Below are 24870 nucleotides of genomic sequence, written 5' to 3'. Positions count from 1 at the left end.
TCCTGCGTCGTTCATCCAAGCCCTCTGCGCCATTACCAGTTACTCGACACTAATTCGGTCAAGCTGCCAGATCGACCGGCTGTAGACCAGTTCCGTCTGATAGGCGATGTCGCTGTCATAGGGGTAGACCACCCAAAGCGGCCCCTTGTCCCGGCGCGACATCTCCTCGCCATTGGTATGGTAGGCGATGATCGGCCCGTCTTCGACCGCGTCGGACATGGGGATTTCCACCGCATAGTCATTGATCGCCGTCGCGGTGATGGTGCCCTCTTCGACGTTCAGCGTCTCAAAGAGGTCTTTCAACGACACGCCTTCGAATGCCTGCGTGCCATCGGTCCAGATCGTCGTCGTCTCAAAGCTAGAGACAGGCATTGATTTGAGGTCCGAGAGGGTGAAGCTATGGGTTTCCTCGGCCAGCGTCACTTCGAGCACGGCCTCTTCGTCTTGGGCGGCAACCGCCGACGCAAGGCCCAAAGAGAGGGCGGCCGCGGTGATGGTCTTGCTGAGGTACTGAAAGGTCATGTCAAATTTCCTTATCTGGCGTTGTGACCTGACCATACCCTGCCCGAATGACAGGCGCGAAGGCGCAGAAGCGCATCCCCCCTATACCAAAGGATAGGTGCGCCTGTCCCCGCGCGGCCCGCATTGCCATACCAAAGGATAGCGGCGCATGCCTTTGCCCCCCTTTCCCCTTGGGCTTTCATCTTTCTTTTGGAACGGGCACACTCTACCAATTAGAGAACGCCGGCCATTTTGGCTTCAGGAGATCTATTATGTCTTTGCGTATTTTAATTGCCGATGATCACGACATGGTCCGAGAGACCATCGCCATGTTTCTTGATGCGGATGGGGCCACCGTCACCGAAGCGGCAAGCGATCTGGCCGGAGCGCTGGACAAGATCAAATCAGAGCCGCCCTACGACCTGGTGCTGCTGGATTATACGATGCCCGGCATGAAGGGCTTGCAGGGTCTGCAAACCGTTCTCGATATCAATGAGGGTCGCCCGGTCGGGCTGATCTCCGGCACCGCCACTCGGCTCATTGCCGAACAGGCGCTCGAAATGGGGGCGATCGGCTTTCTGCCCAAGACGCTGCCCGCCAAGTCACTGGTCAACGCGGTGCGTTTCATGGCAGCGGGAGAGACCTATGCCCCGGTCACCTTCATGTCGGGCAAGGACAATCCCGAAGAGACGGATTTCGAGAAATCCCTGTCCGAGCGGGAGCGCCAAGTGCTGCGCGGATTGATGAACGCGCAGTCCAACAAAGAGATCGCCCGCGACCTCGATCTGCAGGAAGTAACGATCAAACTGCATGTCAAAACACTTTGCCGAAAACTGGATGCAAAGAATCGTACCGATGCGGCGATCATTGCGCGCGACGCGGGCTTCGTTTGAGGCCCGTTTCACACCCCTGAACCACCCCCGGCATCGGCCCAGCGCGTGCGCTGTAGCGCCCCCCGTTTCCCCCCTGAGTGTAAACCATAATCGCCCGCCTCGTGCGGGCGTTTTTGCGTTCGGCCTATAGCGGCCCGGGACGAATCAAAGATTCGGAAGCCCCATTTTTCCCAGCAAAATTAACCATCTGCGGAGCCCGCGCCCGGCCCCATTTCCGCGCCAAATGATAGGCCGCGGCGCGACCTGATAGGGCCACCTATCCTTTCGGCTAAGCGCCTGACCACAGGCTCAGCGAGTTAACCGTTCGCTCAGATGATATCGGTATCCGGTTCCCCGAAGATGAGAACAGGACAACGCAATGAGCGTGTCCGTTCATTGCAATCGCCGGCTCTTCACCGGCCAACAAGGGAACTACTAGATGCGTATCCATATCTCCCAATTGTCCAAGACACTCATCGCGAGCACGGCTTTGTCGCTCGCGGGTTTCGCGGCTGCCGCCGACGCGCTCACGAGCGAATTCTCCTTCCGCGTGGTGGAAACCAATGCCGAGGGCGGAGAAGTCCTCGTAGAGCGTGAGACGGTCCGCCCGGGCGAGGTCATCTCTTATGAGCTGCGCCACCAGAACATGACCGACGGCGCCATGGAAGGGCTCGTCATCGCCGCACCGGTCCCCGAGGGCGTCTCTATCACATTGGGTGCCGAAGTGACCTCTGTCGCCGCGGTCTTTGAAGTCCAGGCCGAGATGGACCCCGAACAGGAAGGGCTGGAATGGTCCACCGTTCCCGCCATCCGCAAGGTCGTCGATGCCGATGGCAACATGACCGAAGAGCCGCTCCCCGAAGAGGCCGTCGCCGCCGTGCGCTGGACCCTCTCCGAACCGCTCGAAGCAGGCGATTCCGCCTTCAACAGCTACCGCGTGCGCCTGAACTAATCCCGGCGCCTCTCTCTCCACTCTCTCTCCAACTACTATAGAACTAGGGAATATTAACGTGAAACACCATACAACTTTCCTGCGCTCCGTAAGTGCCGTTGCTCTGACCGCCGTGATCGGCACCGTCGCTTTTGCGGCACCCGAAGCGGGCTCTGTCATCGGCAACCAAGCCGTAGCAACCTATACCAACGCTGCGGGCGACACGGTCACTGTGACTTCCAACACCGTTGAGACAGTCGTTCAGCAGGTCGCTGGCGTCACCCTGACATCCGACAACACCGAAACCATCGCCCCCGGCGGTAAAGCCTTCCTCCCGCACATCATCACCAACGATGGTAACGGCCCGGACGCCTTTGCGCTGACCGCAGTGGAAACCGACAGCGGCACGCTCGATACTTCGCAGTTGGTCTTCTACCCCGACGCCAACATGGACGGCGTGGCCGACAGCGCCACACCGCTGACCGTGACCCCTACCCTCGCCCCTGGTGAGCAGTTCGGCATCGTGATCGAAGCCTCTGTCGCCTCCACCGCGACCGGTTCCGACACGATCACCATCACGGCAGCCTCCACGCTCGACGGCACGGTACTGAGCACCAACACAGACACGCTGACAATCTCCAACGACGCGATTGTCGAGTTGGTCAAGTCGATGACCGCGGACCCGGCTTCGGGCGGCAACCCCAATATCATCGACGCGGGCGACGAAGTGACCATCACGCTGACCTACTCCAGCACCGGTCTGGCTGCCGCCAACAACTACTCTGTGCAGGACGTCCTTGATGGCCGCCTGACCTATGTACCCGGCTCGGCCCGTTGGTCCGACTCCGCCGCACCGCTGAACGATGACAACGGCTCCACCGTGGTCGACGCCTCAAACGGCTCTGGCGAAACGATTGCTTGGGACTATGACGACGCTCAGAACGTTAACTTCTTGATCTCCTCTGTCGGCTCTGGCCGCTCGGGTGAGGTGACCTTCCGTGCCGTGATCGCGGATACCGCCAATGCGGGCATCATCACCAACGTGGCGACCCAGGACGTTGACGGCGTGGCCTTCCCGCCATCGAACACCGCCTCTGTCACCGTCGACAACCAATATGCGGTTGCGGTTGCTGATACGGCGATTAACTCCAACGGCACGGCCAACCCGGCGATTGCCTCGGCCACCGACGATGACGCGGCCAACAACGATGTCGTCACGGAATCCGGCGATGTCTATCAGGGCGGCACGATCCGTCAGGAATTCGTGCTGACCAACCTCTCCAACAGCCCGGACAGCCTGACCCTCGACGTGACCAATGGCGATTTCCCGGCTGGCACCACCTTCCGCTTTGTGGGCGCCGACGGTATCACACCGGTGGTCGGCTCTGTCGGTCCCTTGGGTATCGGTGACAGCGCCAAGGTGACCTTGATCGCCACATTGCCAACCGATGTCGCACCGACCGCCACCACCAACTACACCGCCGTCATCACAACGACCTCGGACAACTCCGGCGTCAGCGATGTGTCGACCGCCGAATTCACCGGCGCGGTGCTTGCGGCCTCGGTCGATCTTGAGAACGCCGTGGTCGGCTCCGAAGGCGATGGCGCGGCACCGACGAACGGTGGCAACCCATGGGTCACCCAGTCGACAGACCCGGGCGAGCCGACCGTCTTCGAGATGCTGGTCGAAAACAACGGCCCCACCTCGGACAGCTTCAACCTGTCGCTGGATCAGGCCCTGCCCGCAGGCTGGACGGTTGAGTTCCAACTGCCCGACGGCTCGATCGTGTCGAACACAGGCACCATCCCCGCAGGCGCATCGCAGGCCATCCGTGCCGTGATCACGCCAGCCGATGGCGCCCTGCCGGGTGACACGCTGGTCGACGTCGCGGTCGTCTCTTCCGTCTCGGGTCAAGGTGACCGGATCGTCAACCAAGTTACGGTCAACGAAATCTATGACGTGAAGATCATCGAAGACCAAAGCGCGCAGGCTTCGCCGGGTGGTATCGTGGACATCCTCCACACCATCTCGAACGAAGGGAACGTGGCCATCACCGAAGCGTCGATCACGCAATCGGGTCTGACCAACTTCTCCGGCGCGATCTTCTGGGATCAGAACGGCGATGGTGTGATCGATCCGTCCGAACCGGTGATCGACAACTTCAATGACCTGACCGATGGTGTCTCGCCGGGTGTGAACGGACTTGCCCCGGGCGACAGCATCTCGCTGATCTACCGTGTGCAGACGCCTTCGACAGCCACCCAAGGTGTGTCCGAAGTCGGCACCATCACCATCAACAACACGTTGAACGGTGTCGGGACCGATATCGACCAGACCAACAACGCCGTCGAAGACCGCGTGGTCATCATCTCGGGCGATGTCACACTGAGCAAATATCAGTACATCGACGCAAGCTGCGATGGCACCGTGGGCACCTTCACCAAGACACGTCTTGATGTCGAGCCCGGCCAGTGCATCCGCTACATGGTCGAAGCCGAGAACACAGGTGCCTCTGCGGCGGACAACGTGATCATCACGGACGCGGCCCCGGCCTATACCGCGATCACGGACTGTGGCGGCGCCTGCCCTGAAAGCCTGTTCCCGGGCACCAGCACGGCCACCGTCACCTCGACCAACGTATCGAGCACGCATGGCAGCATCCTTCCCGGCGGCTTCGCCCGGGTAGAGTTCACCGTGCGGGTCGACGACTAAGCGACCTCTCGGGCGCCCCCGGGCTGAGCGATGCTCTCCCGGGGGCGCCCCCCCTCTCCCCGTTTCCGTCTCCCCCATTTTTCACGCCCTTCCCAGGGATCGCAACAGGAGCAAGCTGATGCGCAGTTTCCTTATGTCTAAAGCCCGCCCGGCTCTGGCCCTGATCAGCGCCTCCGCACTGGGCCTGAGCCTTCTGCCCCAGACCGCCACCGCCGCCCCGGCCCCCGGTGGGTCTTTCATCCGCAACGTGGCAGAAGTCAGCTATTTCAACACCTCCCTTGGCATCATGGAACGCGTCTTTTCGAACCCGGTACGGGCCGAAGTCGCCGCGGTTCCCGGGCTGGAAGTGACCGGCTACTCCGACCTACTGCTGACCCGTGGTGCCTTTGGCCGCTACCATTTCGACGTCATCAACAGCGGCAACGTGCCGCTTTCCACATCGGTCAGCATCGGCGAGCAAGGCAGCGCCAGAATGATGTCGCGCCAATCGCTCTTCCCTGACCTGAACGGCAACGGCCTGATCGACACCGAAGACCGCGCCTTCGATATGTCCGCGCCCTTCATGCTCGCCGTGGGCGAGCGGTTGCAGCTGATCTATGAATTCCGCATCTCCGCCGAGACCCCCGTCAGCACCCAATTCGCCAGCATGTTGACCGCATCTGCCGTGACCGAGGATGGCCAAAGCCTGACCGACGACGCGATGGGCGTCTCGCGGGTTGAGGAAGGCGGGCTCGAAGTCTCGAAAGAGCAGGTCGTCGCCGAGAGTGACGCGGGCGCGCTCATCACCTACATCCTGCGGCTGCGGAACGACTCCGAGCGGGACGCCTTTGGCTACCCTGAGATTGAGGGCCAGCCGATCGTGATCGACGGTACGCCCCGGACCGGCGTCTTGCTGCGCGATGCGATCCCGCTGAACACCGTGTTCCACGCGGTGCAGGATTCGGGCACCATGACCGCGCTGGTTCACATGCGCGGCGCGCCTGACCACCACTATGTCAGCGTCGCCCCCGCCGGGCTTTCCCATGACGTGGATGCGGTGGCCTTCTTTCATGAGGGCGACTACGCCGTCGGCCATGCGACCGATCCCAGCTTCTCGGTGCGGGTGCCTGCCGACTTGGGCAAGGTAGAGGTGCAGAACACCGCCTCGGCGTTTTACAACAACCAAGAAAGCACCCTGCTGCTGACCTCCAACACCGTGGTCTATGACCGCGATACAGAGACGGTCGGCACCTTGGTCTTTGAACACCCTGAGACCGGCGCGGACCAGCCCTATGGCACGCCGGGCAGCGACACCCGCCTGCGCCTCACCTCGGGCGCCTGCAACATCAGCGCCGAAGTCGACAGCACGACGGTGACCATCCGCAGCATGCTGACCGGCGATGTGGAAACCATCATCGCGACCGAGACTGGGGCCAACACCGGTGTCTTCCTCACCCCCGCCCTGCCGATGGCGCAGATGTCTCCCGCCGTTGCCGGGGATCAGGTCATGGCCACCGACTTTGGCGATAGCTTCATCGCGACAGCGACTTGCGACAGCGCGGTGCTTGAGGACGATCTGATGATCAACCCCGGCAACTTTCTGTTCAACTCCGTCACCAACGCCCCGATTGACGGCGTGGCCGTGGCGCTTGTCGATGCCCGTTCGGGCAACGAAATGGCCCGCACCCAGACCGACCAGCGCGGCTTTTTCACCTTCTCCGAAATGCCCGAAGGCGACTACCGCTATGCCGTGATGGACGCGCCCGCATGGATCTTCCCCTCCGCACGTCTGGACTATGCCGGTATGGGCCGCAATGTGATGGATGCCGGTTGGGGCCGCGCGTTCAGTCACGCAGGCGGCGCATTGTTCGTCTCCGACATCCCGGTTGATCCGAATTATGGCACGCCGCTGGCGCTGGACAAAGCCGCCGACCTCGACCGCGTGGGTCACGGTGAATTCGTCACCTATACGCTCAGCTTCACCAACAACATGCACCAAGCGCTGATCGGTGGCGAAATCCTTGACCGGCCTGCCTATGGCGTGAACCTCGTGCCCGGCACGGTAACCCTGAATGGTGAGCTGCTGGGCGATCCGCAGGAGATCGGCAACGGCGACCTGCGCTTTGACGTGGGCATGTTGGAGCCGCTTTCCAGCCATGAGCTGTCCTATGTGATGCAATTCTCTGCTGCCGCCCGCGAAGGCCGCAACGAGAACACCGCAATCCTGTCGGGCCGCCAAGCAGGTACCGGGGTACTGCAACAGTCGCAGACCGCCCGCGCCATGGTACGGCTCGACAATTCGGGCGGTGTCTTTGCCCGCCAGGGCACCGTGCTGGGCGCCGTGTTCATGGATTGCAACGGCAACGGCCTGCGCGACCGCGTCGAGGATGAACCGGGCATTCCCGGTGTCCGCATCGTGACCCAAGAGGGCCTCTTTGTCGTGACCGATATCGATGGCGCTTATTCGCTAAACGGCATGCGCCCGGTCACCCATGCGTTCCTCGTGCAGCCCGAAACCCTTCCCGCCGGAACCGCGGTGCAGGTGACCCGCACCAACGATCTGCGCCGGGGTGGCTCGCGCATCGTGCCGCTGAAGAAGGGCGAGTTGCGGACCGAGAACTTCGCCGTGGCCCAATGCACCCCCGAAGCGCTTGAGGAACTCGGCAAACGCCGCGACCATTTCGCCGGCAAACGTCAGACCCCCGGCATGAATTCAGCCGATCTGCCGATCGACGGCCAGCGCAGCAGCACCCGCTCCGTGCGCGGTGAGGCTGGCATCGCCACCACCACTCAGCTGACCCCCGGCATGATCGCGGCACAAAGCGAAGAGGCCGGGCGTGAACCCTCCTCTGTCGCGCAAGCGGCGCGTGCCTCGGCCCAGCGTCAATCGCTCGACAGCATGATCCAGAACCTCGATAGCGCGCCGGGCTTTGTCGACTTTGCCGAAGACACCTCCGTTACCCGCGCCACGCAGAACATCCGGATCAAGGGCAAGGCCGATCTCACGCTGTCGCTTCTGGTGAACGGGCGCGAGCTGGGCGGCGACCGGGTGGGCGAACGCACCAATCTGGCGAAAAACAATGTGCAGGCGCTGGAATATGTGGCCGTGAAACTGGCCTCGGGCGAGAACGTCCTGACGCTGGTGGGCCGTGACGGTTTCGGCATCGAACGTGTCCGCAAAGAGCTGCGCCTGACCGCCCCCGGCAAACCCGCCCGGATCGAGATCCTGATGCCGGAAACCGCTTCGGCCAATCCCGCCTCAGTGGTGCCGGTCGTGGTGCGCGTACTTGACGCCGGGGGCCGCCCGGTGCCCGCATCGGGCACCGTGACCCTCGCCGCTCGCCGGTCGCTTTGGGATGTGACCGACATCCGCAGCAGCGCGCCCGGCGTGCAGGCCTATCTCGACAATGGCGAGGCGACCTTCAACCTGATCCCGCCGCAGGCCTCCGGCCCCGATCTGATCACCGTGCGCTCCTCCTTTGGCGAGGCCGAGGCGCGGGTGACCTTCACCCCCGACCTGAACGAACGTGTGCTGATCGGTGTGATCGAAGGCGCGGTTTCGCTGAGCGGGGATGCAGGTAACGTCATCGAAGAAGACCGCATCAGCGCTTTCGAAGACACCACCACCGGGGTCCGGGGTGAGCTTTACCTCAAAGGGGTGATCCGTGGCGACGCCCTGCTGACCCTGCGCTACAGCTCGGACCGGGACACCGAAGACAGCCTGTTCCGCGACATCCGGGGAGAGGAATACTACCCCGTCTACGGCGACAATTCCGAACGCGGGGCCGATGCGCAATCTTCGTCCAACCTTTTTGTGAAGGTAGAGAAAGGCCGCTCCTATGTGCTCTACGGCGATATCGCCATCGCGCCTGAGGCCAGCGCGCTGAAACTGGGCGGATTGCAACGTGTCGCCACCGGCGCCAAGGGCCATTGGGAGAACGACCGCGTCTCGGTCACCGTCTTCGCAGCCCGGACCGCGCAAGAGCAGCAGATTCAGGAAATCCGCGGGCGCGGCGTCTCTGGCCCCTATGACCTTGACCTGAGCGGCTATGTGCAAGGGTCCGAGCGGGTGGAGATCCTCGTGCGGGACGAAGACGGCGGCGATATCCTGTCGGCCACGCCCCTGCTGCGCGGCACTGACTATCTGCTCGACTTCTTCCGCAACACCATCACCTTCGACAGCCCGGTGCGCCAGTTCGACCTTGACGGCAACCCCGTGTCGATCCGCGTGACCTATGAGGTTGAGGCCGAGGGCGCCGAAGCCTATTGGCTCTATGGCGGTGAGGTGAACTATGCCCTGTCCGAGCGGACCTCTGTGGGCGCCCGTGCGGTCCATGCCGACGCCCCCTTGGGCAACGCGGCCCGCCAGCGGATGCACTCTGCCTACCTTCAGCACGAAGACCGCCAAGGCGGGCTGTGGGAGGCCGAGGTGGCCCGGTCGGAGAACGCCATGGGCGACAAGGACAACGCTGCACGCCTGTCCTATGAGCTGAAGACCGAAACCCGCCACTTCGCTTTCGAGGCGATCCACACGGGCCGCGACTTCTACGCTCAAGGCGGGTTGGCCCGCCCCGGCACCACCCAGATCCGCCTGAGCTATGGCGAAGAGATCGACCGGCGCAGCGACATCGCCTTCGGCGCGGAATACACCCGCGACCGGATCAACGACAGCACGCGGCTGACCGTGGGCGCGATCTATTCCCGGCATCTGAGCAAGACCCTGCGCGGCGAGATCGGCCTTGAGTACAGCCGGGACCGCACCGCCAGCGGCAGCGAGACCGACACCGCCCTGATCCTCGGCGCGCATTGGACCCCAGCGGCCCGCCCCGGCACCGTGATCGAGGCCAAGCTGCGCGCCCCGCTCAGCGGTGACGCTCCCACCGAACTGACCCTCGGCCTTTACGACGAGCCCAAGAACGGCTGGCGCGTCTATAACGAGATCGAGCTTCAGTTCGGCAGCGACGCTCTGGTCACCCGCGCGGCCTATGGCTTCACCTATACGATGAACGAATGGGTCACCGGCCGGACCGAGATGACCAAGGCCAGCGGCACCAGCGACACCACCATGGTTCAGGGCCTGTCGGTCGATTGGGACATCAACGAAAGCACCAATCTGCGCGCCGATCTTGAGCATTCGCGCAACCTTGAGACCAATGACGGGGAGCTCACCTCCTTTGCCATCGGCACAAGCTGGGAATCGGCGGATGGCGACTGGGTCGGCGATGCCGAACTGGAAACCACTTGGGAAGAGAGCGGCAAGACCCATTACGCCAGCTTCGGCATCGCGGGCAATGTCACCCCTGAGTTGACCGTTCTGGCCCGCAGCCGTGCCGCGCTTGACCGCCGCGAGGGCGAGAACTCCCGCCGCATGCGCACCCGCATCGGGGCCGCCTATCGCCCCAAGGACAACGCCCGCCTGGATGTGCTGGCTTGGTACGAGCACCGGCTGGAAGAGAAACACGCCAGCACGGAAACGCATCTGTGGTCGATCGACGCGAATTATGAGATCGACGCCGACCTGCGGATCAACGGCAAATATGCCGGCCAGTACCAGAAGATCGGCACCAATGCCGGCGCGCGGGCCAACACCACCACGCAGTTGATCCAAGGCGGTCTGAACTACGAATTCGGCGACGACCGTTTCCAACTCGGCCTCAACGCCACGCATCTGTGGGACAGCGAGGGCAATTCTTCCAACGGGATCGGCGCCGAATTTGGCTTCACCCCGCGCGAAGGTGTCCTGCTGGCGCTCGGCTACAACAAGGCCCGTGGCCGGGTGGCAGGGCAAAGCAGCCTCTATGACGAAGGGTTCTATTTCCGGTTCAACCTGCTGTTGGACAACTCACTCTGGACCCAGTTCGACCAATTCCTCGGAAGCTGACCGGGAGACTCAGCCCCGAGGGAGAGCCACGTTCCAAGCGCATCTGGAACGTGGCTCATTTCTCTTTCAGAGCGCGGCGTCGCTCCAAAGTCGACCCGGCCTACTCCAAGCGCCGGGCCGACTATCCTTTCGAGACGCTAACTAGCTGTCCGCATTAATGAAATATCGATTTTAGAGGCGCATGATCAGGGACAATGCAAACCTCCAGCCCGATGGGAAACTCCGATGAAAAAGCTCGCTGCCAGCACTGCCTTTTGCCTGATCGCCGCCACCCTCTCCGGCGCGGCAAATGCAAATGATTTCGCCCGTTTCGACAGCCGCAAGATCGCCGTCACCGGCCTGAACTTCGCCCTGTCGCCCTCTGCCTCGGATGCGCGGATCCACCTCAACCGGGGCATGATCAAGACCCCTGCCAAACATGCACAGGCCCCCCGCAAACTGACCCTGCCCACGCGCGGCGGCCCATCGGCGGCGGTGCGCCATGTCATCGCCTCTGCCGAGGCCGGCGCGAAAGGCTATGATGCGGTGCAACATGGGGCGCGGATCAAGCCGCCCAAGCGCCCCACAAGCATGACCATCGGCGAAATCTATCGCTGGATCAAGGCGACCCCCGGCCAGCCCCATGCCATCGGGCGCTACCAGTTCATCCCCAACACTTTGAAAACGCTCGTCGCCGAAGCGGGGCTGAGCAAGAGCGATCGGTTCACCCCGCAGGTCCAAGACCTGTTGGCGGATCTATTGCTCGAAGACGCAGGATTTACTCCCTTCATGAAGGGCAAGATCAGCCGCCATCGTTTCATGGAAAACCTCGCCCGCATCTGGGCCGGGCTGCCCACTTCGACGGGCCGGTCCTATTATCACGGCCATGCGGGCAACCGGGCTGTCATCACTTGGAACGAGTTCGACAGCCATATGAAAAGCATCTTTGAAAACACGCCACGCGGCACCTCCTGACCGCGCGCCCCACTCTCTTCTCTCTCTCCGTCTCCCTCCAGGCCAAAGCGCGCGTATTTTCGCCGCTTTGGCCGCCTTTTTAGCCGCGGCGCTGCATCTCGCGCGGCATTTCCGAGAAGATTTCAGGCCCATCGGCGCGCAAGATCACGATCTCTTCCAGACGCACGCCGAATTTGCCTTCCAAATAGATGCCCGGCTCGATTGAGAAAACATTGCCTTCGGCCAGAACCGCATCGGAATTCGCGGCGATATAGGGCGGCTCATGGATGTCGATGCCAAGGCCATGGCCGGTGCGGTGCAGGAAGTGTGCACCATAGCCCGCCTGCGTGATCACATCGCGTGCGGCGCGGTCGATCTCGCGTGCCGCGACGCCGGGGCGGGCAGCATCAAGCGCGGCCTGTACTGCCCGCTCGACCGTGGCGAAAACCTCCTCATACTCGGCATCCGGCGTGCCGAAAAAGCCGCTGCGGGTCATGTCGGAGGGGTAACCGTCTAACCGGCAGCCGGTGTCGATCAGCACGGCCATGCCTTGGGCCAATGCCGTATCGCCGGGGTAGTGATGCGGGAAAGCGCCGGATTCGCCGAAACAGACCGAGCAGAATTCAAGGTGCGCGCCATTGGCTTTGTAGTGGTCCTGAATCAGCGCCACGACCTCACGCTCGGTAATGCCTTCTTTCAGCGCGGCGAAAGCGGCCCGAACGGCGCTGTCGTTCAACAGATGCGCGGCTTTGATCGCGGCATATTCTTCGCTGTCCTTGCTGGCGCGCAGCAGACCGACGGTGTCATCGGTAAAGCGGCGTCGCGGATGATCGAGCGCATCCAGTAGCCGCAGGGCGAAATCGGTGCGCATGGTCTCATCCAGCACCACCGAGAGCCCGGGGGCCGTAGCGCCGCAGGCGTCAAGCAGTTCGGTCAAGGCGGCCTCCGGCCCCTGATCGTCGCTCCATGCGTGGAATGGCAGATCGGTGTCTTTGCGCGCGGCGGCGGCGTTCAGGGCGGGCATCAGAAACCCTGCGTAATCGGCGCTGACCAAGAGCATCACCGGGCGTTCGTCGCCATGGGGATGCACGCCGGACAGCCAGGCCATATGGCTCGACGGGCCGAGGGCGACAAGATCGGTGCCCGTCTCGGCCATGCGCGCGCGCAGGTTGGTAAGGCGGGTATCGAAGGGGGAGGAAGCGGACATGGGCAAAGACCTTGGTATTCAAAAAGGGTATTGGGATGCGCGGGCCGAGGGGAGCCCCCCGGCCCGCGCAGGGATCAGGGAAGCGGGATCAGCCCTTTTCCACCAACCGGTAGAAGACGAAATCCGATGTCGCGCCGTTCACATAGCCGGTCACGTCATCATCCATCGCCACCTGATAGGCTGCTTGGAACATGATCACGATGGGCGAGTCCTTTTGCACCTTCTGCTGAAGGTCGCGGTACATCTCGAGCCGCCTTTCCGGGTCGGCTTCGGACAGCGCCGCCATGGTCTGCTTGTTCAGCTCTTCCGGCACGGCCCACGCGTTGCGCCATGTGGTGGTCGCGGCATAGGAGTCGTCGGAGTTGTCCGAGTTATAGGCAAAAGCCTTGGCATTGGAATGCGGGTCCATGAAGTCGGGGCCCCAGTACAGCAACATCGCCTCGTGGCTGCGCTCACGGTACTTGGTGATGACCTGACTGCCGGTGCCGGGCAGGATCTCGAAGTTGATCCCCGCGTCGGCAAAGCTCGCCTGAAGCGACTGGGCCATGTCGGTGAACGGCGCCGCGTTGATCACGTCGAGCGAGACGGTGATCGGCGTCTCGATCCCGGCATCGGCGAGTATTTGTTCCGCCTTTTCAGGATCGTAGGTGAAAGGCGTCTCGTCGAACGAGCCGGGGAAGCCCTTGGGCCAGAAGGCCTGATGCACGTCCATTTGACCCTTGATGATCGAATTGGTCATGCCTTCGTAATCCACCAGATAGCGGGCGGCTTCCCACACCGCGGGCGGGGTCAGGCTTTCGGTCTTTTGGTTGAAGGACAGGAAGTGCACCGCCGCCTGCGGGTAGGTTTCGACCTTGATCTCTGCATTGTCGATGGAGGCGATCTGATCGGGCGTCAGGTTGCGCGCAAGGTCGATATCGCCCTTCTCAAGCAGCAACTGCTGGGTGGCGGATTCGGCCACATGGCGGATGATCACGCTGTCGATCTCGGGCGCGCCGTTGAAATAGCCTTCATTCGCGCTCATCCGGACCATTTGCGCAGGCGCATAGCGGTCCAGCTTGAAGGGGCCGGAACCGGCGGAGTTTTCGTTCAGCCAAGCATTGCCCATGTCGCCGTCGACTTCATGCTCTTTCACCAGCACGCTGTCGACGATGGAGGCAGGGCGCGCGGCGAGCACGTTCAGCACAAAGGCCGGGGAGAAATCGCCGTCGTATTTCACGGTGACGGTATTGCCCTCGGCCGTAACCATCTGGTCGATGTTCTCAGCCGTCCAGCCCAGTTGGGTCAGGATGAAGGCCGGGGTGAGGTTCAGTTTGATCACGCGTGCGAAAGAGAACAGCACGTCATCCACAGTCACCGGGTTGCCGGAGGCGAAAGTCGCGCCGTCGCGCAGGGTGAAGGTGATCGTCTTGGCCTCGGCGTCGGCTTCCCATTCCGCGGCGAGCCCCGGCGCCAGAACCGTGGTGTCCTCGGCGTCATATTGCACCAGACGGTCATAGAGGTTGGTGACCAATTCACCGGAAGTGAACTCATAGGCCTGCGCGGGGTCAAGCGCCACGATATCGTCGACGTTCTGCGCCACGACCAGCACGCCTTCGGGCGTGTCGGCCAAGGCCAGCGGCGCGGCCAAGGGCAGCGCAAGCGCGCTTGCCAATAGGGTTGATCTGAGTGTTTTCATGGTCGTCTCCTTGTTGGATCGTTGAAGTTGGAATGTCATCTGCCCAGCGCGCCTAGGCTTTCTTGATCAGTTCAGGCAGCTCGATGGCCCCTGCCCGGTTCAGCACCGTCAAGGTGCCGGTCCAGAGGATGCGCGCAGTCGTGTCGGTTCGGTTTGCCCAAGCATGGGGAAGCTGGCCGCTGTAATGCAGACAGTCGCCCGCGCTCATGCGGAATTTCTGCCCGTCGAGGGTCTGCTCGATCTCTCCCTCAAGGACAAAGACCATCTCCTCGCCCTCATGGCTCACCGTCTCGGATTCGTAGCCGGGCGGGACGTGAAGCAGATAGCTCGACAGTTCTGCGCCCGGGAAAGTGGCGGCAAGGCTTTCATAGGTCAGTGATGAATTGGCCAGCGCGAACTGCGTGCGCTCATTGCCACGGGTCAGCCCGTCCGAGGGTTTGGGCGCGGCGATAAAATACTCCAAAGCCACATCCAACCCATCGGCGATCTGCGCCAGCGTGCCGAGCGACGGCGTGGCATTGCCCCGCTCCACCTGACTGAGATAGCCCATCGACACACCGGATTTGTCGCAGAGCATTTGCAGCGTCATCTGCATCTGCTTGCGCCTTTTGCGGATCGCGGCACCGAGGTTCGGCTCGGGCTTGGCTTTGTCGCGCGGCATCTTGGTCATCTCCCCTGTTCTGTGCCGACGTTACAAAAAATTATTTTGTCTGGCAAAAAAATTTTTGCAAATGGCGAAATTTGTTTTATGCACAAAGCATCCAGAACGGTGCCACCGCACCCTGAGGCCGCATGTCGGCGCAGGAAATGGCTTGCTTATCAATGGCATCGGCGAAGGAAGGGAGGGCGTGGCCCGTGAATACGAATATGACAAAAGACCGCAGGCTGGCGCAGGGGGTCTCCTCTCTCGGCGGTTTTGCCGTTGTGACATTGCTCACCTTCATCGGGCTGATGGCGATCACATTTTTCATCGGGCGGGTCATTCCGATTGATCCGGTGCTGGCCGTGGTCGGCGACCGTGCGACCCAAGAACAATATGACGCCGCCCGCGTGGCGATGGGGCTGGACCGGCCCCTGATCATGCAATTCTTCTCCTATGTCGGCGATGTGTTCCAAGGCGACCTCGGGCATTCCGTCTCGACCAACCGGCCCGTGGCGCAGGACCTCGCCAAGGTCTTTCCCGCCACGTTGGAGATGGCGACACTGGGCATCCTGATCGGCATCGGCCTTGGCGTGCCCTGCGGTGTCTGGGCCGCCGCGCGGCAGGGCACTTGGGTGGATCAGATCATCCGCGTCTTCGCGCTGCTGGGCTACTCGGTGCCCGCCTTCTGGCTGGGGCTTGTCGGACTTGTCATCTTCTACGCCAATCTGGGTTGGGTCGCTGGGCCGGGCCGTGTCGATATCTTTTACGAAGGCATGGTGGCGCCGCGCAGTGGGCTGATGCTGGTGGATTCGGCCCTTGCGGGTGAGTGGGACATCTTCTGGAACGCGCTGGATCACCTGATCCTGCCTGCCGCGATCCTCGGGTTTTTCTCGCTCGCCTATATCGCGCGGATGACCCGCAGCTTCATGTTGGACCAACTGGGGCAAGAATTCATCACCACCGCGCGGGTCAAGGGCGTGGCCGAATGGCGGGTGCTTTGGGTGCATGGGTTCCGCCCGATCCGCGTGCCGCTGATCACCGTGATCGGCCTATCTTACGCCGCCCTGCTGGAAGGGTCGGTGATGATCGAGACGGTCTTTAGCTGGCCGGGCATCGGGAACTACCTGACCGTAGCGCTGCTCAACGCCGATATGAACGCCGTGTTGGGGGCGACGCTGGTGATCGGCGCGGTCTTCATCCTGATTAACAAACTTTCGGATGTGCTCTACCGCATCCTTGACCCGCGCAGCCGCTAGGAGGCCGTCATGACCACCGCAAGAAACTGGCTTTTGGACGACTCCCCCGCTTCGAAATTGCAGGCGAATATGGGCAATGCCTATCGCATGCTGCTGCAATTGCTGCGCAATCCGCTAGCGGTGGTGGGGGCGGTGATCCTGCTGATGCTGATCCTGGCCGCGCTCTTCGCGCCTTGGATTGCGCCGCAAAACCCGCTGGGGCAGAACCTCGACGCCCGGCTGCTGCCCCCATCGGCGGCGCATTGGATGGGCACGGATGAGTTGGGCCGCGACATTTTCAGCCGCGTGATCTATGGCGCGCGGATCACCCTGATGATCGTGGCCTTGGTCGCTGTCATCGCCGCCCCGCTGGGGCTGCTGATCGGCGCGATCTCGGGCTATTTCGGCGGCTGGACCGACAGGGTCTTGATGGGGGTGACGGATGTGTTTCTGTCCATGCCCAAGCTGATCCTCGCACTGGCATTCGTCGCCGCCCTCGGGCCGGGGATCGAGAATGCCATCATCGCCATCGCCATCACCTCATGGCCCGCCTATGCGCGTATCGCCCGGGCCGAGACGCTGACCTTCCGCAATTCCGAGTTCATCTCGGCCATGCGTCTGCTGGGCGCCTCGCATGGGCGGATCATCACGCGCCACGTGCTGCCGCTGTGCACCTCGTCGATGATCGTGCGGGTGACGCTGGATATGGCGGGAATCATCCTGACCGCCGCGGGCCTTGGCTTTCTGGGCCTCGGCGCGCAGCCGCCGCTGCCGGAATGGGGCGCGATGATCTCGCGCGGGCGGGCCTTCATCTTGGATCAATGGTGGGTGGCGACGATGCCCGGCTTTGCGATCATCCTTGTCTCGCTCGGCTTTTGCTTTTTGGGCGACGGGCTGCGCGACGTGCTCGACCCCAAACAAGGAGGCAAATCATGACCGCGCCCCTGCTGGAACTTAAAAGCCTCTCCGTCAGCTTCCCCACCCCCAAGGGCCGGGTCGAGGTGGTCAAGGGGCTGTCTTTCACCCTCGGCCGTGAACGGCTTGGCATCGTGGGCGAAAGCGGCTCGGGCAAATCCATGACCGGGCGGGCGATCCTGCGGCTTGTGCGTCATCCGGGGCGGCAGCAGGCCGAAGTCATGCGCTTTGACGGGATCGACCTGCAAAGCCAGTCGGAAAGACAGATGCGCCACCTGCGCGGAGCTCGGATTTCGATGATCATGCAGGACCCGAAGTTCTCGCTGAACCCGGTGATGACCGTGGGCGCGCAGATCGCCGAGGCGCTGCTGACCCACGAGCGCCTCGCCCGGCGCGACGTAAAAGCGCGGGTGCTGGAGATGCTGGAATCGGTGCGGATTAATGAGCCGGAGCGGGTGATGGACCTTTACCCGCACGAAGTCTCAGGCGGCATGGGCCAGCGGATCATGATTGCCATGATGCTGATCCCCCGCCCCGATCTGCTGATCGCGGACGAGCCGACCTCGGCGCTGGATGTGAGCGTGCAGGCGCAGGTGCTCGACCTCATCGACGAGCTGGTGCGCGACCACGGCATGGGGCTGATCCTGATCTCCCATGACCTCAACCTCGTGGCGCGCTATTGCGACCGGATCCTTGTGATGCACGCAGGCCAGGTGGTGGAAAGCTGCGCCGCCGCCGATCTGCACAAGGCCAGCCATCCCTACACCAAGGGCCTTTTGGCCGCGGTTCCGAAAATGGAAGAGACGCGCGATGAACTGCCCGTCCTCGACCGCAGCGCATGGAGCGGCACATGAGCGCGATTACACTCAAGAACCTCGACATCTCCTATGGGCAAACCAAAGTGGTCACCGGGGTGAATATCGATGTGGCGGAGGGCGAAAGCTTTGCGCTGGTGGGCGAAAGCGGTTCGGGCAAATCCACGGTGCTCAAGGCCATCGCGGGGCTGGCCCCCGATTGGACCGGTGAGATTTCCGTACTCGGCCAGCCGCGCGGTCACAAGGTCGACCGCGCTTTTGCCGGGCAATGCCAGATGGTATTTCAAGACCCCTATGCCTCTCTCCATCCGCGCAAAACGGTGGATGGGGTGCTCTCCGAGCCGCTAATGATTCACGGGCTTGGCAACCGCAGCGCCCGCGTCGTGGAGATGCTGCAGGCCGTCGGCCTCGACAAACGTTTCCGCTTCCGCTTTCCGCATCAGCTCTCCGGCGGGCAGCGGCAACGGGTGGCCATCGCGCGCGCGCTGATGCTTGAGCCCAAGGTGATGCTGCTGGATGAGCCGACCTCGGCGCTGGATGTCTCGGTTCAGGCGGAGATCCTCAACCTGCTGAAACGGCTGCGTCGCGAACAGGGGCTGACCTATCTGATGGTCACCCACAATCTCCCCGTCGTCAGTTTCATGTGCGACCGCATGGCGGTGATGAACAAAGGCCGCGTGGTTGAGATCGCCCCGGCCAGCGCGCTGCATGACGGCAGCTTTACCGATCCCTATACCCAAGCCCTCTACGCCGCCTCGGGCGGCAATCCAGACCGCAAGGAAGCCCCATGACCGATACCACCGACGCAATGCAACGCTTTCAGACAGCGCTTGAGCAGGCGACCACCGAAACACAGGCCTTCGACGCGCTCTGCGCGCTGACCAAGGCCACCGTGGGGGCCAAACTCTTTACCGTGATGACCGCGGATATGGACGCGATGCTGGCGCGGCGGGTCTATACCGACGACGCCGAGAATTACCCAACCTCCGGCACCAAAGAGATCACCATCGACACTTGGTTCGAACAGGTCCACGGGCGGCAGGAATGCTTTGTAGCCAACACCTTGGCCGATATCGACGCGGTCTTTCCCGATGCGGAACTGATCGGCCGTTTGGGCTGCGCCTCGGTCGTGAACCTGCCGATCATCATCGGCGGCAAGATGGTCGCCACGGTCAACATCCTGCACGAAGAGGGCTATTACACCCCCACCCGCGTGGAACAGGTCAAAGCGCTGCTGACTCTGCCCGCCATCGCCACCATGGCCGTGGTGCGGCAAATGGGCTGACGCCCGGAGCGGGCACTGCCGAAAGAAGGCCGTCGCAGAAATGCGGCGGCCTTTTTGACTTGCGGCCCCGGCCAAAGGCCGCCACCATCCCGGCCAAGACGGAACCCATCGGGCATCGCTAAGGTTAACCTTATGAACATGCCCTAGGAGGAATGGCTCATGTGGACTTACGAACTCTTGATCCTGATCATGGCCGCGGTGGCGGCACTGGCATTCATGGCCAAGCAACGCCCCCAGCCTCGAAAGGTCCGCGCAATCGCCCCCCGCCCCCGCGCGAACAGATTGCATAACCGCCGGTATTGAGGCGTCAGCGCGGTTAGAAGCGCCCCGTTACGGCCCCCCCGCTATTCCGCACTCGGCTTTCGGCCCCCGTCCTTGTCTCCCCGCCGGTTTCCGCCATGATGCTGGCAAAACCGGAGGGAGCCGACATTGGACACCATTGAATATTTTTATTCCGCCCATTCCGCCTATGCCTATCTGGGGCATCGCAAGCTCTTGAAGATTTGCGCGGCCCGCGGTGCGCGGCTGGTGCATCGCCCCTTTGACCTCACCCCCGTGATCGTCTCAGGCCGTGTCAGCCATTTCCGCGGTTTCACGCCCCATTACATAGACTATTTCTTTGGACGAGAGATCGAGCGTTGGGCGCAGTATCGCGGCCTGGAAATTCTCAACCACCGCCCGACCCACCACGACAACCCACTGAACCTTGCAAACGGCTACCTGATCGCCGCCGCTCAGGCGGGGCGGGATGTCGACGCGCTTTCCTTTGCGATTCTTCAGGCCCATTGGCGCGATGATATCGATCTCGCGAATCCCGCGCATCTGCGCCGCGCGACTGAAGCGGTCGATCCCGACTGCGACGGGCTGATCGCACGGGCGATGGAAGAGAATGTGCAGGCAATCCACGCCCAAAACACTGAAGAGGCCATTGCCCGCGGCATCTTTGGCTCGCCCAGCTATTTTCTGAATGGTGACATGTATTACGGCCAAGACCATCTGGAACTGATGGACCACGCCTTTGACCAGCCCTACCGCGACACAGGTTTCTACAACCCGCCGCGAGACGGATAAGACGCCCCGAAAGGGCCGTGTTCTTCAATTTTGGGTAGTGGCGGACCGAGGAGGATTCGAACCCCCGACCCCCTGATTCGTAGTCAGGTACTCTATCCAGCTGAGCTATCGGTCCACTGAGCGGGGGTTTAGTCTTAGCCCCGGGGAGTTGCAAGCCCTCGTTTCAAGGAAATGCAATTTTCTTCAAAAATCTACAGGGCGCCGTCCCCCTTGGGGAGTGTTATGTCAAAAACCGTGCCCTCCGGCCCGCTGTTGCGCAGCGCAAGACTGCCGCCGTGGCCACGCACCAGTTCGGAGGCGATCACCAGCCCCAAACCGGAGCCACCCTTGCGCGCTCCGCCCTGAAAGGCGGTGAAGAGATACTCCCGCGCCTTGGGCGGCAGGCCGGGGCCGGTATCGCTGACGGTGATGCACCATGCCTCGCCCATATCCTCGGCCCGCAGATAGACCTCGCCCGGTTTGCCGGTGGCGGTGATCGCCTGCCGGGCGTTGCGCATGAGATTGGCCAGCACGCGGTACATTTGCTCAGGGTCCGCGCGCACGGTGAGATTCGCGGGAATATCAGCGGCAAAGCGCACGATGCTTTCGGGATCGGCAAGGCGTTCGCCGTCTATGACCTCTTCCACCAGCTCTTCGAGCGGCATGAGCGTCAGCGTCGGCCCCGGTTCTTCGGCCTTGCCGAAGGCCAGCGTCGATTCGCATAGGTGCACCGCCCGGGTGATCGACCCCACAAGCTTGGGCGCCATCCGCTTGACGGTCGGGTCTTCGGACATTTCGATCCGGTCGGTGAACAGTTGGGCAGAAGTGAGGATGTTGCGCAGATCGTGGCTGATCTTGCTAACGGCACTGCCCAACTGGGCCAAACGCTCTTTCTGTTTAAGCGCCTGCGTGAGGTCGGTTTGCAGCTTCTGAAGCGCCTCTTCGGCCTCGCGCAATTCGGTCACGCTGGCGGAAGGTTCAATGATCCGCCGCGCATCTTCGGGCGCGGCGGCATAGCGCTGCATATGTCCTGCGACCCGTTTGATCGGTTTCAGCAGCAAGGCCCGCATGGCAAAGAACAAAAGCACCGCCGTGATGACCGAGATCACCGCCGAGAGGATGAGGATGCGAATCCCGTAGTCGAGCATGGCGACACGCATGGGCGCTGTCTCCATCGTGACCTCAATCAACAGCCCCGCTTCGCGCACCGGCGCGCCGATCACGCGGACCACCTCATTCCCCGGGCGGAACAGCCGCAGCATCGCATCGCGGATCAAGACCGTCGCCGAGGCATCGCGCAAATCATAGGTCTGCGACACCATGCGCGGCATGGGCGACGCCAGCACCAATTGCCGCGCCTCATCCCGGCGCAGCACCACGTTGAACACCTCGGCGTTGCGCAACAGTTCCTCTTCCAACTCCGGGTCGAGCATGTCGTCTGCCAAAAGCGCCAGCGAGGCGATCTGCGCCCGCTCCAACCGCGTCAGCATATATTCCTCGCGGAACCGCGCGATGGAGGGGACAAAGATCAGCACTTCGGCCAGCATCACAAAGATGGTAGTGAGGATCAGCAGGCGGCCAGAAAGCGAGTGGATCATGGGCGATCTCAGGGCAAAAAGCGCTGCACGGCGCGCACCACCGTTTTGACCAGAGCGCTTTCGAACAGGCGCGGGCTGAAATAGGCCCCCGCCGCGCGTTTGTTAATCTCCGAGATCGTGGGGTAAGGGGCAACCATAGCAGCAATCTGGCTCATCTTCATCTTATTGACCAGCGCAAGCGACCACAGGGTGATCAATTCGCCCGCCTGATGGCCGACGATGCTGGCGCCAACCGGGCGGCCCTTGACCACCATGACTTTGATGAACCCTTTGGTCTGACGCTCGGCAATCGCGCGGTCGTTGTGGTTATAGTGGAACCGCACGACCTCCAGCTTGTCGCCATGCTCTTCGCGCGCCTGCGCTTCGGTCAGCCCCACCTGCGCCAGTTCCGGCGCGGCATAGGTGACCCATGGGATATGGTGCAGCTTCGTCTTGCTCGGCAGACCAAAGAGGATCGAGCGGATCACCACCCCGGCGTGATAGCCTGCCACATGGGTAAATTGCAGCCCGCCCGCCACATCGCCAATGGCATAGACCCGGCGGTTGCTGCTGCGCAGGCTGTCGTCGACCTTGATGCCTGCCTTGGTGGTCTCCACCCCGGCCTTATCCAGATCGAGCCGGTCGATGTTGCTCTTGCGCCCCACGGCCATCAGCAGATGCGAGCCCTTGATCACGCGGCCATCCTTGGTCTCGACCGTGATCGCCCCCGCCGCACCGCTGACCTTGGCCGCATCGCTGCCTTCCTCGAAAACCACCCCCTCGTCCCGCATGGTCTGCAACACCACCTCGGACAACTCGGGGTCATCCTTGCCAAGCGCGCGGCTGCCTTCGATCACGGTGACCTTGCAGCCCATCCGCACATGCGCCTGCGCCATCTCGATGCCGATGGGGCCGCCCCCGATGATGATCAGATGCTCGGGCTTCTCGCGCAGATCAAAGAGGGTCTCATTCGTCTCATAAGGCACATCCTCCAACCCCGGAATCGGCGGCACCAGCGGAGAGGAGCCGGTGGCCACGACGATGCGCCGCGCGGTGATGATGGTATCGCCCGCCTGCACCTCTCTATCGGAAATGAAATGCCCGTATTCGCGGATCACCCGCACGCCCAAGCCCTCAAACCGTTCAACCGAATCGACCGGCGCGATTTGCGAGATAACATCGGCCACGTGATCCTTGGCGGCGGCGTAGTCGACCACCCCGGCGGCAGCCTCCACCCCATATTGCGCGCTGTGTTGCTGGGTATAGGCGGTCTTGCCGGTCTTGATCAGCGCCTTGGAGGGCACGCAGCCATAGTTCAGGCAATCGCCGCCCATCTTATGCCCTTCCAGCAGGGTCACATCCGCGCCCATCTGCACGGCCCCCGCCGCCACCGACAACCCGCCAGAGCCTGCGCCGATGATCAGAACGTCGGTCTTGATACGGTTGGTCATTTCAGCAGGTCCTTCTTACCGGTAAATGTCTTGATCGCCACGGGCAGCAGCGACAGCACGCAAAGGCCCAGAATGGGCAATAGAATATGCGGCTCGAAAATAATCCCAAGGTCGGGCGACTCACCCCGGGCGAAAACCGCACCTAGCCCTGCGCCCACCGAGGTAAAGACCAAGGCCCCCGGCATGATTCCGAAAAATGTCGAGATCACGAAGCGAAACAGCGGCACACCGAGAAAGGCCGGCAGCAGATTCGCGACAAAGAAGGGCACCACCGGCACCAGCCGGATAAAGAAGAGCATCGACCACTGGTTGTCGTCGATCCCCGCCTTGATCTTGCGCACCATGCCCTCAGAGGCGTCCATCCGCTCTTTCAACCGTGCGCCAAGGCCCCATTGCGCGGCCAGAAAGATCACCACCGCGCCCAAGGTCGCAGCACTGACATTATAAAGCACGCCCGGAAACAGCCCGAAGAGGAAGCCGCCCGTCAAAGTGGCCACCGTGGCCCCCGGCAGGGAAAAGGCCACGATCACGACATAGGCGGCGACAAAGACAAGCGCGGTCAACAGGTAGTTGCTGTCGCGAAAGGCGATCATTGCCTCGCGATTGTCACGCAGCGCGTCGAAACTCAGGTAATCGCGCAGGGTTAAGGCCCCGATGGCCGCGACGACGGCGATCAGCGCAAGGGGCAGATAGCGCATCAGCGCGGGTTTACTTTGGTCATTGCGGCTCATTTTCACACTTCCTTGGGCCTGCATCAGACCAATTTCGCTTTCCTCAATGATGGCGTGAAGCGGGGCGCGGGAACAGGCTCCTCACGCGCGCTTGATGGGACTTGTGCGGGAAAGGGCGATTTTGCCAAGTTACGGGGTGAACTGAAACAATTCCGGCCCCGCAAACCGGCATTTTGTTGCAAAGCGCGGTTTTTCCCTGTCAGGGGGTTTGACTTGCGCGTCCCGCCGCATTAGAGGACGGGCTTGAATTGACGCTGGCCGCGGTGGAACCTTCAAGTGATTCCGTGCCCAGCCAGCTTTAGATGGAGACGGAGCGATGAAACGCACCTTTCAACCCTCGAACCTCGTGCGCAAGCGGCGCCATGGTTTCCGCGCGCGCATGGCCACCAAAGCCGGCCGTAAGATCATCAATGCACGCCGTGCACAGGGCCGGAAATCGCTGAGCGCATAAGCGCCCTCGATCTTCGGAACCA

General features: G+C 62.3%; 19 protein-coding genes and 1 tRNA gene. 12 read left to right on the top strand and 8 right to left on the bottom strand.

All coding sequences use genetic code 11. From position 1 onward, the window contains the following. Positions 1-39: 39 nt before the first annotated feature. The gene (locus ACGYKA_RS14570; RefSeq protein ID WP_209218349.1) at positions 40-522 is read right to left on the bottom strand and encodes a molybdopterin-dependent oxidoreductase; all 483 of its coding nucleotides are present in this window, start codon (positions 520-522) and stop codon (positions 40-42) included. Positions 523-773: 251 nt separating this feature from the next. Between ACGYKA_RS14570 and ACGYKA_RS14565 the strand changes: the two genes are divergently transcribed. The 5 genes from ACGYKA_RS14565 to ACGYKA_RS14545 all read left to right on the top strand — a co-directional run bounded on the left by ACGYKA_RS14565 (position 774) and on the right by ACGYKA_RS14545 (position 11831). After that, on the top strand, positions 774-1394 hold the full coding sequence (locus ACGYKA_RS14565; protein ID WP_067267389.1) for a response regulator transcription factor: 621 nt from the start codon (positions 774-776) through the stop codon (positions 1392-1394). Between the two features lie 418 nt (positions 1395-1812). Next, the gene (locus ACGYKA_RS14560; RefSeq protein WP_394411675.1) at positions 1813-2325 is read left to right on the top strand and encodes a hypothetical protein; all 513 of its coding nucleotides are present in this window, start codon (positions 1813-1815) and stop codon (positions 2323-2325) included. Between the two features lie 58 nt (positions 2326-2383). Beyond that, a complete protein-coding gene (locus ACGYKA_RS14555; protein ID WP_394411677.1) occupies positions 2384-5017 on the top strand; it encodes a beta strand repeat-containing protein in 2634 nt (877 codons plus the stop codon). 118 nt (positions 5018-5135) lie between these two features. Beyond that, complete coding sequence (locus ACGYKA_RS14550; protein WP_394411680.1) at positions 5136-10877, top strand: hypothetical protein; 5742 nt, start codon at positions 5136-5138, stop codon at positions 10875-10877. Between the two features lie 225 nt (positions 10878-11102). Then, complete coding sequence (locus tag ACGYKA_RS14545; protein ID WP_394411683.1) at positions 11103-11831, top strand: hypothetical protein; 729 nt, start codon at positions 11103-11105, stop codon at positions 11829-11831. 79 nt (positions 11832-11910) lie between these two features. Here ACGYKA_RS14545 and ACGYKA_RS14540 read toward each other — a convergent pair whose 3' ends face one another. The 3 genes from ACGYKA_RS14540 to ACGYKA_RS14530 form a co-directional block, all read right to left on the bottom strand. Further along, on the bottom strand, positions 11911-13017 hold the full coding sequence (locus tag ACGYKA_RS14540) for a M24 family metallopeptidase (protein ID WP_394411686.1): 1107 nt from the start codon (positions 13015-13017) through the stop codon (positions 11911-11913). Positions 13018-13105: 88 nt separating this feature from the next. Beyond that, positions 13106-14695 carry an ABC transporter substrate-binding protein gene (locus ACGYKA_RS14535; RefSeq protein ID WP_394439078.1) on the bottom strand — a complete coding sequence of 530 codons (1590 nt, stop codon included), beginning with the start codon at positions 14693-14695 and terminating at the stop codon, positions 13106-13108. Positions 14696-14747: 52 nt separating this feature from the next. Next, the gene (locus tag ACGYKA_RS14530; protein ID WP_394411791.1) at positions 14748-15356 is read right to left on the bottom strand and encodes a helix-turn-helix domain-containing protein; all 609 of its coding nucleotides are present in this window, start codon (positions 15354-15356) and stop codon (positions 14748-14750) included. A 206-nt stretch (positions 15357-15562) separates the two neighbouring features. Between ACGYKA_RS14530 and ACGYKA_RS14525 the strand changes: the two genes are divergently transcribed. The 6 genes from ACGYKA_RS14525 to ACGYKA_RS14500 all read left to right on the top strand — a co-directional run bounded on the left by ACGYKA_RS14525 (position 15563) and on the right by ACGYKA_RS14500 (position 20659). Next, positions 15563-16594: an ABC transporter permease gene (locus ACGYKA_RS14525; RefSeq protein WP_394411692.1), complete on the top strand. Its 1032-nt coding sequence runs from the start codon at positions 15563-15565 to the stop codon at positions 16592-16594. 9 nt (positions 16595-16603) lie between these two features. Continuing rightward, complete coding sequence (locus ACGYKA_RS14520) at positions 16604-17509, top strand: ABC transporter permease (protein WP_168613199.1); 906 nt, start codon at positions 16604-16606, stop codon at positions 17507-17509. Next, positions 17503-18342, top strand: coding sequence for an ABC transporter ATP-binding protein (locus tag ACGYKA_RS14515; RefSeq protein WP_394411794.1), 840 nt, complete (start codon positions 17503-17505; stop codon positions 18340-18342). The genes ACGYKA_RS14520 and ACGYKA_RS14515 overlap by 7 nt, the downstream gene beginning before the upstream one ends. Continuing rightward, positions 18339-19094, top strand: coding sequence for an ABC transporter ATP-binding protein (locus tag ACGYKA_RS14510; protein WP_209218359.1), 756 nt, complete (start codon positions 18339-18341; stop codon positions 19092-19094). Before ACGYKA_RS14515 ends, ACGYKA_RS14510 begins: the two co-directional genes overlap by 4 nt. Then, a complete protein-coding gene (locus ACGYKA_RS14505) occupies positions 19091-19588 on the top strand; it encodes a GAF domain-containing protein (RefSeq protein WP_322328370.1) in 498 nt (165 codons plus the stop codon). The genes ACGYKA_RS14510 and ACGYKA_RS14505 overlap by 4 nt, the downstream gene beginning before the upstream one ends. A gap of 429 nt (positions 19589-20017) precedes the next feature. Continuing rightward, complete coding sequence (locus ACGYKA_RS14500) at positions 20018-20659, top strand: 2-hydroxychromene-2-carboxylate isomerase (protein ID WP_394411696.1); 642 nt, start codon at positions 20018-20020, stop codon at positions 20657-20659. A gap of 38 nt (positions 20660-20697) precedes the next feature. On the opposite strand, the gene ACGYKA_RS14495 is transcribed toward ACGYKA_RS14500, so the two are convergent. From ACGYKA_RS14495 to ACGYKA_RS14480, 4 genes are all read right to left on the bottom strand, one after another. Continuing rightward, a tRNA-Arg gene (locus ACGYKA_RS14495) sits at positions 20698-20774 on the bottom strand. A 76-nt stretch (positions 20775-20850) separates the two neighbouring features. Further along, complete coding sequence (locus ACGYKA_RS14490) at positions 20851-22236, bottom strand: sensor histidine kinase (RefSeq protein WP_394411699.1); 1386 nt, start codon at positions 22234-22236, stop codon at positions 20851-20853. A gap of 8 nt (positions 22237-22244) precedes the next feature. Further along, the gene (locus ACGYKA_RS14485; RefSeq protein WP_394411702.1) at positions 22245-23666 is read right to left on the bottom strand and encodes a dihydrolipoyl dehydrogenase family protein; all 1422 of its coding nucleotides are present in this window, start codon (positions 23664-23666) and stop codon (positions 22245-22247) included. Continuing rightward, complete coding sequence (locus tag ACGYKA_RS14480; protein ID WP_394418351.1) at positions 23663-24397, bottom strand: TVP38/TMEM64 family protein; 735 nt, start codon at positions 24395-24397, stop codon at positions 23663-23665. The genes ACGYKA_RS14485 and ACGYKA_RS14480 overlap by 4 nt, the downstream gene beginning before the upstream one ends. A gap of 316 nt (positions 24398-24713) precedes the next feature. On the opposite strand from ACGYKA_RS14480, the gene rpmH reads away from it, so the two are divergent. Beyond that, on the top strand, positions 24714-24848 hold the full coding sequence (gene rpmH / locus ACGYKA_RS14475) for a 50S ribosomal protein L34 (protein WP_007118882.1): 135 nt from the start codon (positions 24714-24716) through the stop codon (positions 24846-24848). The last annotated feature ends 22 nt before the right edge of the window (positions 24849-24870 follow it).

The sequence above is a fragment of the Sulfitobacter sp. 1A15106 genome (genome assembly GCF_043556995.1).
Taxonomy (GTDB): Bacteria; Pseudomonadota; Alphaproteobacteria; order Rhodobacterales; family Rhodobacteraceae; genus Sulfitobacter; species Sulfitobacter faviae.
The sequence above is the reverse complement of the archived record's forward strand: the minus strand, read 5'-3'. Positions and strand labels throughout refer to the sequence as shown.